Below are 16,629 nucleotides of genomic sequence, written 5' to 3'. Positions count from 1 at the left end.
ACCTGTGGATTAATGTGCCTGTTACCCACAGGAGGGTTTGTCCTCAGAAAAAAAGCCCGGTTATCAACGGAGCTGAAGCCGAGTTTTCCACAGGGCTCCCGGAGCAGGACTTTCATCTGTGGATGACGTCGTGGGGTTGGCTTGCCCTGCAGATAGGGCAACGGCTGCCCAGTGTTCGCGGGTCAAAGCCCGTTCCCACAACCGTCGAATCACAGGCAAAAAAAAGCCGCTCCCGATAGGAGCGGCCCTGGTATCACACTGCTGTGGACTATTTTCCGATGCAGAAGCTCGAGAAGATCCTGCCCAGCAGATCATCCGAACTGAACGCCCCGGTGATTTCGCCCAACGCCTGCTGCGCCTGGCGCAGGTCCTCTGCGAGCAACTCTCCCGCGCCGGCCAGAGTCAGCTGCGCCCGACCATGCTCCAGGTGTTCGCTGGCCTGGCGCAGCGCCTCCAGATGCCGGCGACGGGCACTGAAGCTGCTTTCCGCGGTCTGCTCATAGCCCATGCAGGCCTTGAGATGGTCACGTAGCAGGTCCAGGCCCATAGCGCTCTCACGAGCACTGAGGGTGATCGTCACATGTCCGTCGTCACTCTGTTCCATGCCGACGCTTTCACCGCTCAAGTCGGCCTTGTTGCGGATGAGAGTGACCTTGGCCACGTGAGGGCGCTGATCGAGGAATTCCGGCCACAGGGCAAAAGGATCACTGGCTTCCGGCGCGGTCGAGTCGACGACCAGGAGCACCCGGTCAGCCTCGCCGATGGCTTTGAGGGCCCTTTGCACCCCGATCTTTTCCACATGATCGTCGGTATCGCGCAAGCCGGCGGTATCGACCACATGCAGCGGCATGCCGTCGATGTGGATATGTTCGCGCAGGATGTCCCGGGTGGTGCCTGCGATGTCTGTGACGATCGCAGCCTCGCGCCCGGCCAGCTGATTGAGCAGGCTGGATTTGCCGGCATTCGGCCGGCCGGCGATGACCACGGTCATGCCATCGCGCAGCAAGGCGCCTTGCCCGGCTTCACGCTGCACTGTGGACAACTCGCCGCGCACTTCGTCGAGCATGCGCAGCACGTGGCCGTCGGCGAGGAAGTCGATCTCTTCCTCCGGGAAGTCGATGGCGGCTTCGACATAGATGCGCAGGGCTATCAGCGCCTCGGTGAGCCCGTGCACACGTTTGGAGAACGCCCCCTGCAGCGAACGCAGGGCATTGCGCGCAGCTTGTGTGGAACTGGCTTCGATCAGGTCGGCGATCGCCTCGGCCTGAGCCAGGTCGAGCTTGTCGTTGAGAAACGCGCGTTCGCTGAACTCGCCCGGGCGCGCCAGGCGACAGCCCAGCTGCAGGCAGCGCTTCAGCAGCATGTCCATGACCACTGGGCCGCCATGGCCCTGCAGTTCCAGCACGTCTTCACCGGTGAACGAGTTGGGGCCCGGGAAGAACAAGGCGATGCCTTCATCGAGGACCAGGCCATCGGCATCGCGAAACGGACCGTAGTGGGCATGCCGGGGAATCAGCGTGCGACCAGTGATGGCCTGCCCGGCCTGGCTGGCCAGCGGCCCGGACAACCGGACGATACCGACCCCTCCACGACCCTGGGCCGTGGCAATGGCGGCAATGGTTTCACGCACAGTGTTCATGCTCGAAAGCCTCTACAACGAATTCGACGGATAGCAAAAACGCCCCACTAGGGGGCGTTTTTATTCACAGGCAAACAGGCTTGCCCGTCAAGCGGCAGCTTTCTTGGCTGCTGCCTCGATACCGCGGGTGATGTACCACTGCTGCGCGATCGACAGGCAGTTGTTCACAACCCAGTACAGCACCAGACCAGCCGGGAACCACAGGAAGAAGAAGGTGAAGATGATCGGCATCATTTTCATGACCTTCGCCTGCATCGGATCCGGCGGCGTCGGGTTCAGGCGCTGCTGGATGAACATGGTGGCGCCCATGATGATCGGCAGGATGAAGAAAGGATCCTTGATCGACAGGTCGGTGATCCACAGCATCCACGGGGCCTGGCGCATCTCGACGCTTTCCAGCAGTACCCAGTACAGGGCCAGGAATACCGGCATCTGCACCAGGATCGGCAAGCAGCCGCCCAGCGGGTTGATCTTCTCTTTCTTGTACAGCTCCATCATCGCCTGGGACATCTTCTGGCGATCGTCACCGAAGCGTTCCTTGAGCTGGGCCAGTTTCGGCGCCACGGCACGCATGCGCGCCATCGAGCGGTAGCTGGCCGCCGAGAGCGGGAAGAACAGGCCCTTGATGAGCATGGTCAGGACGATGATCGACCAGCCCCAGTTACCCAGCAGGCTGTGGATATGTTGCAGCAGCCAGAAGATCGGCTGGGCGATGAACCACAGGAAGCCGTAGTCGACGGTCAGTTCCAGGCCTGGGGACAACTCTTTCAGCTTGGACTGGATCTTCGGACCTGCGTACAGCATGGCACTGGTTTCGACCTTGCCGCCGGCAGGCACGTTCAGGGCCGGACCGGTGTAGCCGATGATGTAGTTGCCCTGGCTGTCCTTGCGGGTCTGCACGGCATTGTTGTCCGAGTGGCTCGGAATCCAGGCGGTCACGAAGTAGTGCTGCAGCCAGGCGACCCAGCCGCCGGTCACATTTTCTTTCAAACTGCCTTTGTCGATGTCTTTCATCGACACTTTCTTGTACGGCTCGGACGCAGTCCACAGCGCCGCACCCAAGTAGGTGGCGGTACCGGTAGCGGTGCTCGAGGACGGATCGGAGCTGGCGTCACGCTTGAGCTGGGCAAACATGTTGCCGCTCCAGGCCTGGCCGCTCTGGTTGTCGATCAGGTAGCTGACGGTCAGGTCGTACTCACCGCGCTTGAAGCTGAAGCGCTTGATGTAGTTGACGCCGTTCTCGCTGAACTTCAGGTCCACGACCATCTGGTCCTGGCCGTCCGCGAGCTGGTAGCTCTTCTGATCGGCGGCGTACAGCGGGCGACCGGTGGCGCGGGCGTCAGGACCGTTGGTGCCGGTCAGGCCGCTCTGTGCCAGGTATACACGCTCGCTACCGTTGTCGAACAACTGGAACGGAATGTCCGGATGATCCTGGCGACGCGGGTATTTCGGCAGGGTCAGTTGGACGATGTCACCACCGACCGGGTCGATAGCCAGGTCCAGGACATCGGTCTTGATCCGGATCAGGTCCTTGCTGACAGCGACAGGCGCCAGTTCCGCAGGGCTGGATTCAGCATTGGCGCTCGGCACATCGGCGCTTGCACCGGAGTTGCCGGCCGGCACGGTGTCCGGCAGGGCCGGGGCAGCATTGCTGGCAGCAGTATTCTGAGTCGGCAGGGCAGCCTGGCCGTAGTCCTGGTTCCATTTGAGGACCATGACGTAGGACACGATTGCCAGGGCGACGATCAGGATCGTGCGTTTAATATCCATGATTACTCGGCTATCGAAGAAGTTCGGGAGGAAGGAGCAGGTGGAACGGGATCGAAACCGCCGTCGTTCCACGGATGACAGCGCCCCAGGCGACGAACGGCCAGCCACCCACCACGCAACAGGCCATGGTTTTCGATGGCTTCGTATGCGTAACAGGAACAGCTGGGATAGAAACGACAGTGACTGGCCATCAGTGGACTGATGGCGTAACGGTAGAACTGGATCGGAACGAGGGCCAGTTTACGCATTGTGACTGTCTACCCCTGCGGGATCGGCATTGACCGCTGGAGAGGGTCGACTGCGAACCAGTCGCTTCCAGAGCTTGCCAAAGTGTTGGTGCAATTCTGGGTTTTCCACTTCGCCCAACCCCTTGCGCGCAACGATCACGATATCCAGGCCAGCCAACAGCTGCTGGTTCAGGCGAAACGAGTCGCGCATCAGGCGTTTCAGGCGATTGCGTTGAACGGCGAGCTTGACGCTCTTCTTGCCGATCACCAAGCCGAGGCGTGGGTGATCCAGGCCGTTCTCGCGGGCAAGGATAAGCAGGTTTTTCCCTGGAACCTTGCCGGTTGGGGAGTCGAAGACCGCTTTGAAGTGCCGGGGTGTAAGCAGTCGCTTTTCCCGACTGAAGTCCTGACTCACCACCTGTGCCGGAAAATCAAATGGCCAGACGCTTACGGCCTTTGGCGCGACGACGCGACAGAACAGCACGGCCGTTCTTGGTAGCCATACGGGCACGGAAACCGTGGGTGCGGGCGCGCTTGATGGTGCTTGGTTGGAAAGTACGTTTCATGGCGTGTTACCTGGGTTTGTCGACAACGGGCCGGAATGGCCCCCTTTTTAAGAGATCGGCGATTCTAGAGAAAGCAAGCCAATAGGTCAATTTCCAACCAGCCTTTCTCATGGAGCATTTACCTGGACTCCTCTGGGACTGCGCAGCGATTCGCGATACGACCGGACAATTGAAAAAAACAGAAGGGCATATAAAAAGCTTTTCTGAAGAACTTATAGATCTTAAGTGGATAACCTTCTGTGGATAACACCTTGTAGGCTAATAGATACGCCATGTACAGAGATTCATAACCTTGTCCGTAACAGGTGCTCTCGCTGTGTCGGAGGTGGGCACAAGCTGTGGGTGAAAAACCACATTATCCACAGCTGCTTTATCCACAGCCCTCAGGGTGGGGTTGTGCATAGACCTCAGGTAGCGTTATCCACAGGGCTTATTCGCAGTCAGAGATGGCGTTCAAGTCGCTTTTTGGCGTGTTTACCCTGTCTGTGACCACCGCCACGTGTGGATAACTGGAAGCCCGCCCGGTACAATGGCGGTTTGTTTTTGCCTCAGTCGGCTTTCAACTCAGGGGATATCCGTGTCAGTGGAACTTTGGCAGCAGTGCGTGGAGCTTCTGCGCGATGAACTGCCTGCCCAGCAATTCAACACCTGGATCCGTCCGCTACAGGTCGAAGCCGAAGGCGACGAGTTGCGCGTCTATGCGCCCAACCGCTTCGTGCTTGATTGGGTCAATGAGAAGTACCTTGGCCGCCTGCTCGAGCTGCTGGGTGAGCACGGCAGTGGCATCGCCCCCGCCCTCTCCTTATTAATAGGTAGCCGCCGCAGCTCTGCCGCGCGCGCGGCGCCCAATGCCCCCGTCAGCGCTGCCATGGCCGCAAGCCTTGCGCAGCAAGCGCAGGTGCAACAGGCGGCTCCGCAGGCCGAGCCTGTGAGCGCGCCGGTGATCGAGCCGGCGCAACAGGTCGCCGAGCTCGAGGAGCCTTCCTCGCGGGACAGTTTCGATAGCATGAGCGAAACCGCGACGGCCCCGGTGGCCAGCGGACGCACCGAGCAGCGCACGGTGCAGGTCGAAGGTGCCTTGAAGCACACCAGCTATCTGAATCGCACTTTCACCTTCGAAACCTTTGTCGAGGGTAAGTCGAACCAGCTCGCCCGTGCCGCGGCCTGGCAGGTCGCCGACAACCCCAAGCATGGTTACAACCCGCTCTTCCTTTATGGCGGTGTGGGTCTGGGTAAAACCCACTTGATGCATGCTGTGGGTAACCATCTGTTGAAGAAGAACCCGAATGCCAAGGTGGTCTACCTGCATTCCGAGCGTTTCGTCGCTGACATGGTCAAGGCGCTTCAACTCAATGCCATCAACGAATTCAAGCGCTTCTACCGTTCGGTGGACGCGCTGCTGATCGATGACATCCAGTTCTTCGCCCGCAAGGAGCGCTCCCAGGAAGAGTTTTTCCACACCTTCAACGCCTTGCTCGAGGGCGGTCAGCAGGTGATTCTCACCAGCGACCGCTATCCCAAGGAAATCGAAGGCCTGGAAGAACGTCTCAAATCGCGCTTCGGTTGGGGACTGACCGTGGCTGTCGAGCCGCCAGAGCTGGAAACACGGGTAGCCATCCTGATGAAGAAGGCCGACCAGGCCAAGGTCGAGCTGCCGCACGATGCCGCGTTCTTCATTGCCCAGCGCATCCGCTCCAACGTACGTGAGCTCGAAGGCGCGCTGAAGCGGGTCATTGCCCACTCGCACTTCATGGGCCGCGACATCACCATCGAGCTGATCCGCGAGTCGCTCAAGGATCTGTTGGCGCTGCAGGACAAACTGGTCAGTGTGGATAACATCCAACGCACCGTGGCCGAGTACTACAAGATCAAGATCTCCGATCTGCTGTCCAAGCGCCGCTCGCGCTCGGTGGCGCGTCCACGCCAGGTAGCCATGGCGTTGTCGAAAGAGCTGACCAACCACAGTCTGCCGGAGATCGGCGACATGTTCGGCGGGCGCGACCACACCACCGTGCTGCACGCCTGCCGCAAGATCAATGAATTGAAGGAATCCGACGCGGACATCCGCGAGGACTACAAGAACCTGCTGCGCACGCTGACGACCTGATGGCCGTCTGCGCAGCTAATTGAAGGCAAGGGACTAGACCATGCATTTCACCATTCAACGCGAAGCCCTGTTGAAACCCCTGCAACTGGTCGCAGGCGTCGTCGAGCGCCGCCAGACCTTGCCGGTCCTGTCCAACGTCCTGCTGGTCGTCCAAGGCCAGCAGCTGTCGTTGACCGGTACCGACCTGGAAGTCGAACTGGTTGGCCGTGTCCAGCTGGAAGAACCTGCCGAACCGGGCGAGATCACCGTCCCGGCGCGCAAGTTGATGGACATTTGCAAGAGCCTGCCCAGCGACGTGCTGATCGACATCAAGGTCGACGAGCAGAAACTGCTGGTCAAGGCCGGCCGCAGCCGTTTCACCTTGTCCACCCTGCCAGCCAACGACTTCCCGACTGTGGAAGAAGGCCCGGGTTCGCTGACCTGCAACCTGGAGCAAAGCAAGCTGCGCCGCCTCATCGAGCGCACCAGCTTCGCCATGGCCCAGCAGGACGTGCGTTACTACCTCAACGGCATGCTGTTGGAAGTGTCTACCGACACCCTGCGCGCCGTAGCCACCGACGGTCACCGTCTGGCGCTTTGCGCCATGCAGGCTCCCATCGGCCAGGCTGAACGCCATCAGGTCATCGTGCCGCGCAAAGGTATCCTGGAGTTGGCGCGTCTGCTCACCGATCCGGAGGGCATGGTCAGCATCGTGCTGGGGCAGCACCACATTCGCGCCACCACGGGTGAATTTACCTTCACCTCCAAGCTGGTCGATGGCAAGTTCCCGGACTACGAACGCGTCCTGCCCAAAGGAGGCGACAAGCTGGTGATTGGCGATCGCCAAGCCCTGCGCGAAGCTTTCAGCCGTACCGCCATCCTCTCCAACGAGAAATACCGTGGTATTCGTCTGCAACTGGCCGCCGGCCAACTGAAGATCCAGGCCAACAACCCGGAACAGGAAGAGGCAGAGGAAGAGATCAGCGTCGACTACAACGGCAGCTCGCTGGAGATCGGCTTCAACGTCAGCTACCTGCTGGACGTGCTGGGTGTCATGACCACCGAACAAGTTCGCCTGATTCTGTCGGACTCCAACAGCAGCGCCCTGCTGCAGGAAGCCGGCAATGACGACTCGTCCTACGTTGTCATGCCGATGCGCCTGTAACCCATAGCAGGCGACATGTCCCTTCGACGTCTCTCGGTCACCGCGGTGCGCAACCTGCACCCGGTGACCCTCTCACCCTCCCCCCGCATCAACATCCTTTACGGCGCAAACGGCAGCGGCAAGACCAGCGTGCTCGAAGCTGTGCATCTGCTCGGCCTGGCCCGCTCGTTTCGCAGTACCCGGTTGAATCCGGTGATCCAGTACGACCAGCCGACGTGTACCGTATTTGGCCAGGTCGAACTGGCGGAAGGCGGTACCAGCAACCTTGGGGTCTCTCGCGAGCGTCAGGGCGACTTCACCATCCGCATCGATGGACAGAATGCGCGCAGCGCCGCGCAACTGGCCGAGATGCTGCCGCTGCAATTGATCAACCCGGACAGTTTCAGGTTGCTCGAGGGGGCGCCCAAGGTACGCCGGCAGTTTCTGGATTGGGGTGTGTTCCACGTGGAACCCCGCTTCATGGTCACCTGGCAACGCCTGCAGAAGGCCCTGCGGCAGCGGAACTCATGGCTGCGGCATGGTACACTGGACGCCGTTTCGCAAGCCGCCTGGGATCGGGAGTTATGTCTCGCCAGTGCGGAGATAGATGAATACCGTCGCAACTATATCAAGGCCTTGAAGCCCGTCTTCGAGCGAACCCTGAGCGAGCTGGTCGAACTGGACGGGCTGACCCTGAGCTATTACCGAGGCTGGGACAAGGACCGGGAACTCAACGAAGTCCTCGCAACCTCTCTCCTTCGCGATCAGCAGATGGGCCATACCCAGGCCGGGCCACAGCGTGCTGATCTGCGCCTTCGATTGGGCGCGAACAACGCGGCCGACATCCTTTCGCGAGGGCAGCAGAAGCTGGTGGTCTGTGCCCTGCGTATCGCCCAAGGGCACCTGGTCAGCCAGGTTCGTCGCGGTCAGTGTATTTATCTGGTGGATGACTTGCCGTCCGAACTGGACGAGCAGCACCGCCGCGCCCTGTGCCGCTTGCTTGAAGAATTGAACTGCCAGGTGTTCATCACCTGCGTAGACCACGAATTTCTGAGGGAAGGCTGGCAGACGGAAACGCCAGTCGCCTTGTTCCACGTGGAACAAGGCCGTATCACCCAGACCCACGACCATCGGGAGTGAAGGCATGAGCGAAAATCAAACGTACGACTCCTCCAGCATCAAGGTGCTGAAAGGGCTGGATGCCGTACGCAAGCGTCCCGGCATGTACATTGGCGACACCGATGACGGCAGCGGCCTGCACCACATGGTGTTCGAGGTGGTCGACAACTCTATCGACGAAGCCCTGGCCGGGCACTGCGATGACATCACCGTCATCATTCACCCGGACGAATCCATCAGCGTCCGTGACAACGGCCGTGGTATTCCGGTCGATGTGCATAAAGAAGAAGGCGTTTCGGCAGCCGAGGTCATCATGACCGTGCTGCACGCCGGCGGTAAGTTCGACGACAACTCCTACAAGGTATCCGGCGGTCTGCACGGCGTGGGTGTCTCGGTAGTGAACGCCCTGTCCGAACAGTTGGTACTCACCGTTCGCCGCAGCGGCAAGATCTGGGAACAGACCTACGTCCACGGTGTGCCTCAGGCGCCTATGGCCGTGGTGGGTGAGAGCGAAACCACCGGTACTCACATCCACTTCAAGCCTTCGGCTGAAACCTTCAAGAACATCCACTTCAGCTGGGACATCCTTGCCAAGCGTATCCGCGAGCTGTCGTTCCTGAACTCCGGCGTCGGCATCCTGCTGAAGGATGAGCGCAGCGGCAAGGAAGAGTTCTTCAAGTACGAAGGTGGCCTGCGTGCATTCGTTGAGTATCTGAATACCAACAAGACCCCGGTCAACTCCCAGGTTTTCCACTTCAATGTCCAGCGTGACGATGGCGTGGGTGTTGAAGTCGCCCTGCAGTGGAACGACAGCTTCAACGAAAACCTGCTGTGCTTCACCAACAACATTCCCCAGCGCGACGGTGGTACCCACCTGGTCGGCTTCCGTTCCTCGCTGACCCGTAGCCTGAACAGCTACATCGAGCAGGAAGGCCTGGCGAAGAAGAACAAGGTCGCCACCACCGGTGATGATGCCCGTGAAGGCCTGACCGCGATCATCTCGGTCAAGGTGCCGGATCCGAAGTTCAGCTCGCAGACCAAGGACAAGCTGGTTTCCTCGGAGGTGAAGACCGCCGTGGAACAGGAGATGAACAAGTACTTCGCCGACTTCCTGTTGGAGAACCCCAACGAAGCCAAGGCTGTGGTCGGCAAGATGATCGATGCCGCCCGTGCCCGTGAAGCGGCGCGCAAGGCCCGTGAGATGACCCGTCGCAAAGGTGCCCTGGACATCGCCGGCCTGCCGGGCAAACTGGCCGACTGCCAGGAGAAGGACCCTGCTCTTTCCGAACTGTACCTGGTGGAGGGTGACTCCGCGGGTGGTTCGGCCAAGCAAGGCCGCAACCGCCGCACCCAGGCGATTCTGCCGCTCAAGGGCAAGATCCTCAACGTCGAGAAGGCACGCTTCGACAAGATGATCTCGTCCCAGGAGGTCGGCACGCTGATCACCGCCCTGGGCTGTGGCATCGGCCGCGAAGAGTACAACATCGACAAGCTGCGTTATCACAACATCATCATCATGACCGATGCTGACGTCGACGGTTCGCACATCCGTACCCTGTTGCTGACCTTCTTCTTCCGTCAGCTTCCGGAGCTGGTCGAGCGTGGCTACATCTACATTGCACAGCCGCCGCTGTACAAGGTGAAGAAGGGCAAGCAGGAGCAGTACATCAAGGACGACGAGGCCATGGAAGAGTACATGACCCAGTCGGCCCTGGAGGATGCCAGCCTGCACCTGGACGAGGCGGCTCCGGCGGTGTCCGGCGTTCAACTGCAAGCGCTGGTGAACGAGTTCCGCGGGGTGATGAAGACGCTCAAGCGCCTGTCGCGTCTGTACCCGGAAGAGCTGACCGAGCACTTCATCTATCTGCCTGAAGTCACCCTCGAGCACCTGGCCGACCAGGCCGGCATGCAGGCTTGGCTGAACAAGTTCCAGGAGCGTCTGAGCAACAGCCAGAAATCCGGCTTGACCTATCAGGCCCGCCTGCGCGAAGACAAGGAGCGCAACATCTGGCTGCCGGAAGTCGAAGTCACCTCCCATGGTCTGGCCAGCTACGTCACCTTCAACCGCGACTTCTTCGGTAGCAATGACTACCGCTCCGTTGTCGCTGTCGGTGCCAAGTTGGCGACGCTGCTGGGCGAAGGTGCCTACGTACAGCGTGGTGAGCGCCGCAAGGCTGTCACCGAGTTCAAGGAAGCCCTCGACTGGCTGATGAACGAAAGCACCAAGCGCCACACCATCCAGCGATACAAAGGGCTGGGTGAGATGAACCCGGACCAGCTGTGGGAAACCACCATGGACCCGACCGTGCGCCGCATGCTCAAGGTGACCATCGAGGACGCCATCGCCGCCGACCAGCTGTTCAACACCCTGATGGGTGATGCGGTCGAACCGCGTCGAGACTTCATCGAAAGCAACGCGCTGTCGGTGTCCAACCTGGACTTCTGATCAGCAGGTAGCACGAAAAAAAACCAATCCTTACGGATTGGTTTTTTTTCGCCTGCGCAAATGTTCCACGTGGAACTACGAAATGCCCAAAGCCTTCAGTCGGCGGTACAGCGTGCGCTCACTCATGCCCAGATGGTCAGCCAGCTCGCTGCGAGATCCGTTGAACGTTTCCAGCGCGTGTGCCAGGTCGGCCATCTCGTTCTTGCCGCGACCTCGGTAGCCTACCGGCCTGGTTACCGGATAGATGTCCTCTGGAAGATGCTCGGGGCGGATCAGCCCGTCATCAGCGAACAACCGGGCGCGCTCCAGAATGTTCCTGAGCTCGCGGATATTGCCTGGGAATGTATGCAGGTTCAGGCGCTCAAGTGCTTCAGGTGTCAACTTGGGCGAGTGCTTACCGGCCATGCGTTGCAGCAGGCTTTCGCAGAGTAACGGCAAATCCTCGACCCGTTCACGCAACGCCGGCAGGCGGATCGGGAAGCCGCTGATGCGGTAATACAGGTCTTCGCGGAACGTTCCGTCAGCGGTCATCTCTTTCAATGGCTTGTGCGTGGCCGAAACCAGGCGAAAGTCCGAGTGAACCGTGCGTGTACTGCCGACTGGGCGAAAGCTGCCGGACTCGATCAGGCGTAGCAGCTTGACCTGCATCGCCAGTGGTACCTCACCGATCTCATCGAGGAATAGAGTTCCCCCATGGGCCGCTTCGGCCAGGCCGGTCTTGCGTTGAGTCGCGCCGGTAAAGGCGCCTTTCTCATAGCCGAACAACTCACTCTCGAACAACGACTCGGTCAGCCCGGTACAGTCCACCACCACCAAGGGACCATTGGCTCTGGGGCTGCCCAGGTGCAAGGCTCGGGCGAACAGTTCCTTGCCCGTGCCGGATTCGCCCTGGAGCAATACCGGAATCTGTGCGGGCGCCGCGCGCTGCAAGCTGGCCACGGCTGCCTTGAACGCTGGTGCCCGACCCACCAGCCCTTGCTGCTGAGGTTGGGCCGACGCCAGGGTGACGCTGGTGAGGCGCTCGACGAACGCCACCACCCTGCCCTCGTCGTCGAGGATCGGACGTAGCTCCACATCCACATGCTCTGGCCCGCGCGGGGTGTGATGGATATGCAGCACGCGTTCCGGCATCTTGCTGTCCAACGACTTGCGCAGTGGACAGTGCTCACCGGCCTGGTCGCAAGGGACGGCATAGTGGTGCGAGACCCGATGGCATTTCTCGCCGATCGGCGCGTGTTTCTCGTTGCCGAACTGGCGGCGGTACGCCCCGTTGGCAGCGAGGATGTTGTAGTCGGTGTCCAGCACGATGCTGGGCAGCACATCGTGTTCGAGGTAGGACACCAGCGCGAGAATCGCGGGATGGGAGGCGACTAGCATGACAGCACCAGATAAAGGACCAGGCGAGCGTACCAAGGACTGCCAAACACTGCCATTGGCTGACAGTCGACTGCCACCGACTGTCACTTTTGCCATCCACTGCCACACCGCTCGCGAGGCAAGCCCGCTCCCACAGGGGGCGGGCGTCCATCAGAAGGGCTGGCATGTATCTTGATAAAACCCCTTCCACTGCCTAAGCCTTCAAGGAGGCGCGGGATAACTGGAGAGTGCAATGATCATCGGCAACAACCTTCACGTCGAAGCGTTCTTCGACAAGGCGACCTGGACCATCAGTTACCTGGTCATGGACGGCGAGACACGCCACTGCGCGCTGATCGACAGCGTGCTGGACTACGACCCCAAGTCTGGCCGCACCTGCACCGAATCGGCGGACAAGCTGATTGCCCGTGTCGAGGCGCTGGACGCCAAGGTGCAATGGATCCTGGACACCCATGTGCATGCCGACCACCTGTCAGCCGCCGCGTATCTGAAGCAGGAGCTTGGCGGCAGCATCGCGATCGGTGCGCAGATCACCCAGGTGCAGAAGGTCTTCGGCACCCTGTTCAACGCCGAGCCTGGTTTCGCTCGCGACGGTAGCCAGTTCGATGTCCTGTTCGAAGATGAAGAAGGCTTTCGCATCGGCAACCTGCATGCACGCGCGCTGCACACGCCAGGCCACACCCCGGCGTGCATGAGCTACATGGTCGAGGATGCAGGCGAGACAGCCTTGTTCGTCGGTGACACGCTGTTCACGCCCGACTACGGAACCGCCCGTTGCGACTTCCCCGGGGCCAGCGCGAGAACCCTGTACAAGTCGATCCGCCGACTGCTCGCCTTCCCCGACCAGACCCGGCTGTTCATGTGCCACGACTATCTGCCCGGTGGCCGTGAGCTGTGCTACGTCACCACCGTGGCCGAGCAACGGGCAGACAACATCCATATCCATGAGGGGGTCAGCGAAGACAGCTTCGTCGAGATGCGCGAAGCCCGCGACAAGACCCTCGACATGCCCGTGCTGATCCTGCCTTCGGTGCAGATCAACATGCGCAGTGGGCAATTTCCCGAACCCGAAGAGAACGGCGTGAGCTACCTGAAGATCCCGCTGAACAAGCTGTAAGCCACGCCGTGCCCATAACGAAGATTCAAAGGAACTTCCCATGCCTGCCTTGCTGTCCCCTGTCGACTCCTCCCGTGCCGACCACCACAAGGTGGTGATCGTCGGTGCCGGTGCCGCTGGCATCGCCACCGCGTCCAGCCTGATCGCCCGCGACCCGTCACTGGATATCGCCCTGATCGATCCGGCCGACGTGCATTACTATCAGCCCGGCTGGACCATGGTCGGCGCCGGTGTGTTCAAGGCACCGAGCACCGCCCACACCATGGAGGCCACCCTGCCCCGTGGTGTGCGCTGGATCAAGGCGCGAGTGGAAGGCTTCGACCCTCAGGGACAACTGGTGGTGCTCGAGGGCGGCCGCGCCGTCAGCTATGAGCAGCTGGTGGTCTGCCCAGGTTTGAAACTCGACTGGAATGCCATCGAGGGTTTGAACGAGACTCTTGGTCGCAATGGTGTCACCTCCAACTACCGCTATGACCTGGCGCCCTACACCTGGCAACTGGTGCAGAACCTCAAGCAGGGGCGTGCCCTCTTCACCCAGCCGCCGATGCCGATCAAGTGTGCCGGCGCGCCGCAGAAGGCGTTGTACCTGTCGTGCGATCACTGGTTGCGCACCGGCCAGCTGGGCCATGTCAGGGCCAGCTTCTTCAATGCCGGTGCGGTGCTGTTCGGTGTTCCCGACTATGTGCCGGCGTTGATGAGCTACATCGACAAGTACGGTGTGGACCTCAACTATCAACATCGCCTGACAGCGGTGGATGGCCCGAACAAGCGCGCCACCTTCGTCCGCACCCTTCCCGACGGCAGTACGGAAACTCGCGTCGAGGCCTTCGACATGCTGCATGTGGTGCCACCGCAAGTGGCGCCGGACTTTATCCGCCAGAGCCCACTGGCCGATGCCTCGGGCTGGGTGGATGTCGATCCCCACACCCTGCGCCATCGCCAGTTCGGCAACATCCATGCCTTGGGTGACGTGGCCAACACCACCAATGCCAAGACCGCCGCCGCCGCCCGCAAGCAGGCGCCGGTGGTGGCCAACAACGTACTGGTGGCCCTTGGGCGGCTATCGACGCTGGCCCAGTACGATGGATACGGCTCATGCCCGTTGACGGTGGAGCGCGGCAAGATCGTCCTCGCCGAGTTCACCTACGGCGGCAAGGTGGCGCCGAGCTTCCCCCGCTGGCTGCTCGATGGTCGTCAGCCGACACGCCTGGCCTGGCTGCTAAAAGCCCGAGTCCTGCCGCCGCTGTACTGGAAAGCCATGCTCAAGGGCCGTGAGTGGCTGGCACGTCCGCAACCCTTGGTGGTCGAGGCGCAGCAGTGATCGAACACCAACTGCTGGGTGCCGTGTTCGGTGCGATCATTGGCGCGGTATTGGCCCTTACCGGCGCCGGCGGCGGTATTCTCGCGGTACCGTTGCTGGTATTCGGCCTTGGGCTGAGCATGGTCGAGGCGGCACCGATCGGCTTGCTGGCCGTGGGCCTGGCGGCGGCAGTGGGTGCGGTGCTGGGGCTGCGCCAGGGGCGGGTACGCTACCGGGCGGCATTGTTCATCGCCGTGATCGGTATTGCCTGCGCACCGATCGGCCTGATGCTGGCGCACCGCGTGCCCAATGCACCGCTGGCACTGGTGTTCGCCGCGGTACTGGTCTATGCCTGCCTACGTATCTGGCGCAAGGCGGCCCGCGAGCTGCGTGGCGAGTCGCCTTGTGGCGAGCGGGAGATCATGCCCTGCGTGCTCAATCCGCTGCAGGGGCGCTTACGCTGGACCCTGCCCTGCGCCCGGGCCCTGGCCTTCACCGGGGTGCTCTCGGGGTTGCTCTCAGGCTTGTTGGGCGTCGGGGGTGGATTCGTGATCATCCCGGCTTTGAACCGCTATACCAACCTGGACATGAAAAGCATCGTCGCCACCTCGCTGGCGGTGATCGCTTTGGTCTCCACCGGCAGTCTGGTCAGTGCCAGCTTGGCAGGCGTGATGCATTGGCGGGTCGCAGCGCCGTTTGCCGTGGGCGCCGTGCTTGGCCTGTTGCTGGCGCGCCCGTTGACGAGCAGGCTGGCTGGCCCGCGGCTGCAGCAACTGTTCGCCGTCGCCGGCTTTGGTGCCGCGGTGCTGCTCGCCGGCAAGGCGCTATTCGGCTAGCAACTCGTGCTGCTCGGTGGCGCACAGCGCCAGCAGGTAATCCCATACCACCCGCAGGCGCACCGACTTGTGCAGTTCGCGGCGGGTGCAGATCCAGTAGCTGCGCTGAATGGTCTCGCTGGGCAGCACCCGCACCAGCTTCGGATCGTGGCGGGCCATGTAGTTGGGCAGCACGGCGATGCCCAGCCCGGCCTGGGCGGCGTGCTGCTGGGCGATCACACTGGTGCTCCTGAACACCACGTTGGGTGCCCGGCAGAAACTGTTGAGGAACAGCAACTCCTGGCTGAACAGCAGGTCGTCGACATAGCCGATCCAGCTGTGACGGGCCAGATCCTCGCGGCTGTGCAGCGGCGGTGCGCGGTCCAGGTAGTCCTGGCTGGCGTACAGGGCAAGGCGGTAGTCGGTGAGCTTGCGGGTGATCAGCAGGTCGGCGTTGGGGCGCTCCAGGTGGATGCTGATCTCTGCTTCCCGGTTGAGAATGCTGACGAAACGCGGTACGGCCACCAGTTCCACCTCAAGCCCTGGGTAGCGCTGGAACAATGCTTTCATGCGCGGGGTGAAGAACATGATGCCGATGCCTTCCGTAACCCCCAGGCGGATCTTGCCCAGCGGCGTGATGGCCTGGGTGATCTCTTCCTGCGCCAGCAGGGCGACGTTCTCCATGGCTTCGGCGTGCTTGAGCAGGGCCTGGCCGGAGGGCGTGAGTTCGTAGCCCTGGGCGTGCTGGACGAACAGCGCGGTGCCCAGGTGCTTCTCGATGCTCTCGATATGCCGGGCCACGGTGCTGTGGGTGGTGTTGAGGCGCTTGGCGGCGGTGAGCAGGCGGCCGCTGCGCTGCAACTCGAGGAAATACCGCAGATCGTTCCAGTCGAACATGGGCGTCCTTGGATGTGCTGGCTGTCGAAGCCATTGCGGGGCAAGCCCGCTCCCACAATCGGATAGTCGCTGTGCTAAAACGCACAACGGCTGCGCGAAATCTCGTGTTTCCTCGGCGAAATTAAT

At 61.3% G+C, this 16,629-nt stretch carries 14 protein-coding genes; 7 read left to right on the top strand and 7 right to left on the bottom strand.

The genetic code is table 11. From position 1 onward, the window contains the following. Nucleotides 1–268 precede the first annotated feature (268 nt). The 5 genes from mnmE to rpmH all read right to left on the bottom strand — a co-directional run bounded on the left by mnmE (nt 269) and on the right by rpmH (nt 4,202). The gene (gene mnmE, locus N7422_RS20240; RefSeq protein WP_279808207.1) at nt 269–1,639 is read right to left on the bottom strand and encodes a tRNA uridine-5-carboxymethylaminomethyl(34) synthesis GTPase MnmE; all 1,371 of its coding nucleotides are present in this window, start codon (nt 1,637–1,639) and stop codon (nt 269–271) included. A gap of 87 nt (nt 1,640–1,726) precedes the next feature. Next, the gene (gene yidC / locus N7422_RS20235; RefSeq protein WP_279808206.1) at nt 1,727–3,409 is read right to left on the bottom strand and encodes a membrane protein insertase YidC; all 1,683 of its coding nucleotides are present in this window, start codon (nt 3,407–3,409) and stop codon (nt 1,727–1,729) included. Between the two features lie 2 nt (nt 3,410–3,411). Further along, nucleotides 3,412–3,657, bottom strand: a complete 246-nt coding sequence (yidD, locus tag N7422_RS20230; protein WP_011536514.1) for a membrane protein insertion efficiency factor YidD — start codon at nt 3,655–3,657, stop codon at nt 3,412–3,414. Then, the gene (gene rnpA, locus N7422_RS20225) at nt 3,650–4,054 is read right to left on the bottom strand and encodes a ribonuclease P protein component (RefSeq protein ID WP_138220811.1); all 405 of its coding nucleotides are present in this window, start codon (nt 4,052–4,054) and stop codon (nt 3,650–3,652) included. The genes yidD and rnpA overlap by 8 nt, the downstream gene beginning before the upstream one ends. A gap of 13 nt (nt 4,055–4,067) precedes the next feature. After that, a complete protein-coding gene (gene rpmH / locus N7422_RS20220; protein ID WP_003253163.1) occupies nt 4,068–4,202 on the bottom strand; it encodes a 50S ribosomal protein L34 in 135 nt (44 codons plus the stop codon). A gap of 577 nt (nt 4,203–4,779) precedes the next feature. Between rpmH and dnaA the strand changes: the two genes are divergently transcribed. Genes dnaA through gyrB form a run of 4 tightly spaced genes read left to right on the top strand, consistent with a single transcriptional unit; the run spans nt 4,780 to nt 10,997 of the window. Next, entirely contained in the window at nt 4,780–6,309 is a 1,530-nt protein-coding gene (dnaA, locus tag N7422_RS20215; RefSeq protein WP_279808205.1) for a chromosomal replication initiator protein DnaA, read from the top strand. A gap of 40 nt (nt 6,310–6,349) precedes the next feature. Then, a complete protein-coding gene (dnaN, locus tag N7422_RS20210) occupies nt 6,350–7,453 on the top strand; it encodes a DNA polymerase III subunit beta (protein WP_050707605.1) in 1,104 nt (367 codons plus the stop codon). 15 nt (nt 7,454–7,468) lie between these two features. Further along, complete coding sequence (recF, locus tag N7422_RS20205; protein WP_279808204.1) at nt 7,469–8,572, top strand: DNA replication/repair protein RecF; 1,104 nt, start codon at nt 7,469–7,471, stop codon at nt 8,570–8,572. 4 nt (nt 8,573–8,576) lie between these two features. After that, entirely contained in the window at nt 8,577–10,997 is a 2,421-nt protein-coding gene (gene gyrB / locus N7422_RS20200) for a DNA topoisomerase (ATP-hydrolyzing) subunit B (protein ID WP_279808203.1), read from the top strand. A gap of 75 nt (nt 10,998–11,072) precedes the next feature. On the opposite strand, the gene N7422_RS20195 is transcribed toward gyrB, so the two are convergent. Beyond that, nucleotides 11,073–12,374 carry a sigma 54-interacting transcriptional regulator gene (locus N7422_RS20195; protein WP_279808202.1) on the bottom strand — a complete coding sequence of 434 codons (1,302 nt, stop codon included), beginning with the start codon at nt 12,372–12,374 and terminating at the stop codon, nt 11,073–11,075. 232 nt (nt 12,375–12,606) lie between these two features. On the opposite strand from N7422_RS20195, the gene N7422_RS20190 reads away from it, so the two are divergent. The 3 genes from N7422_RS20190 to N7422_RS20180 are packed head-to-tail and all read left to right on the top strand — an operon-like array spanning nt 12,607 to nt 15,627. After that, a complete protein-coding gene (locus tag N7422_RS20190; protein ID WP_279808201.1) occupies nt 12,607–13,491 on the top strand; it encodes an MBL fold metallo-hydrolase in 885 nt (294 codons plus the stop codon). Nucleotides 13,492–13,531: 40 nt separating this feature from the next. Next, entirely contained in the window at nt 13,532–14,812 is a 1,281-nt protein-coding gene (locus N7422_RS20185) for an FAD/NAD(P)-binding oxidoreductase (RefSeq protein WP_279808200.1), read from the top strand. Further along, nucleotides 14,809–15,627 carry a sulfite exporter TauE/SafE family protein gene (locus tag N7422_RS20180; RefSeq protein ID WP_279808199.1) on the top strand — a complete coding sequence of 273 codons (819 nt, stop codon included), beginning with the start codon at nt 14,809–14,811 and terminating at the stop codon, nt 15,625–15,627. Before N7422_RS20185 ends, N7422_RS20180 begins: the two co-directional genes overlap by 4 nt. Here the strand turns inward: N7422_RS20180 and N7422_RS20175 are convergent. Continuing rightward, nucleotides 15,616–16,503: a LysR family transcriptional regulator gene (locus N7422_RS20175; RefSeq protein WP_279808198.1), complete on the bottom strand. Its 888-nt coding sequence runs from the start codon at nt 16,501–16,503 to the stop codon at nt 15,616–15,618. The genes N7422_RS20180 and N7422_RS20175 overlap by 12 nt on opposite strands. Nucleotides 16,504–16,629 lie beyond the last annotated feature (126 nt).

Origin of the sequence: Pseudomonas sp. GD04091 (genome assembly GCF_029836165.1) — a bacterium.
Classification (GTDB): Bacteria; Pseudomonadota; Gammaproteobacteria; order Pseudomonadales; family Pseudomonadaceae; genus Aquipseudomonas.
This window is presented reverse-complemented; position numbering and strand designations above follow the sequence as displayed.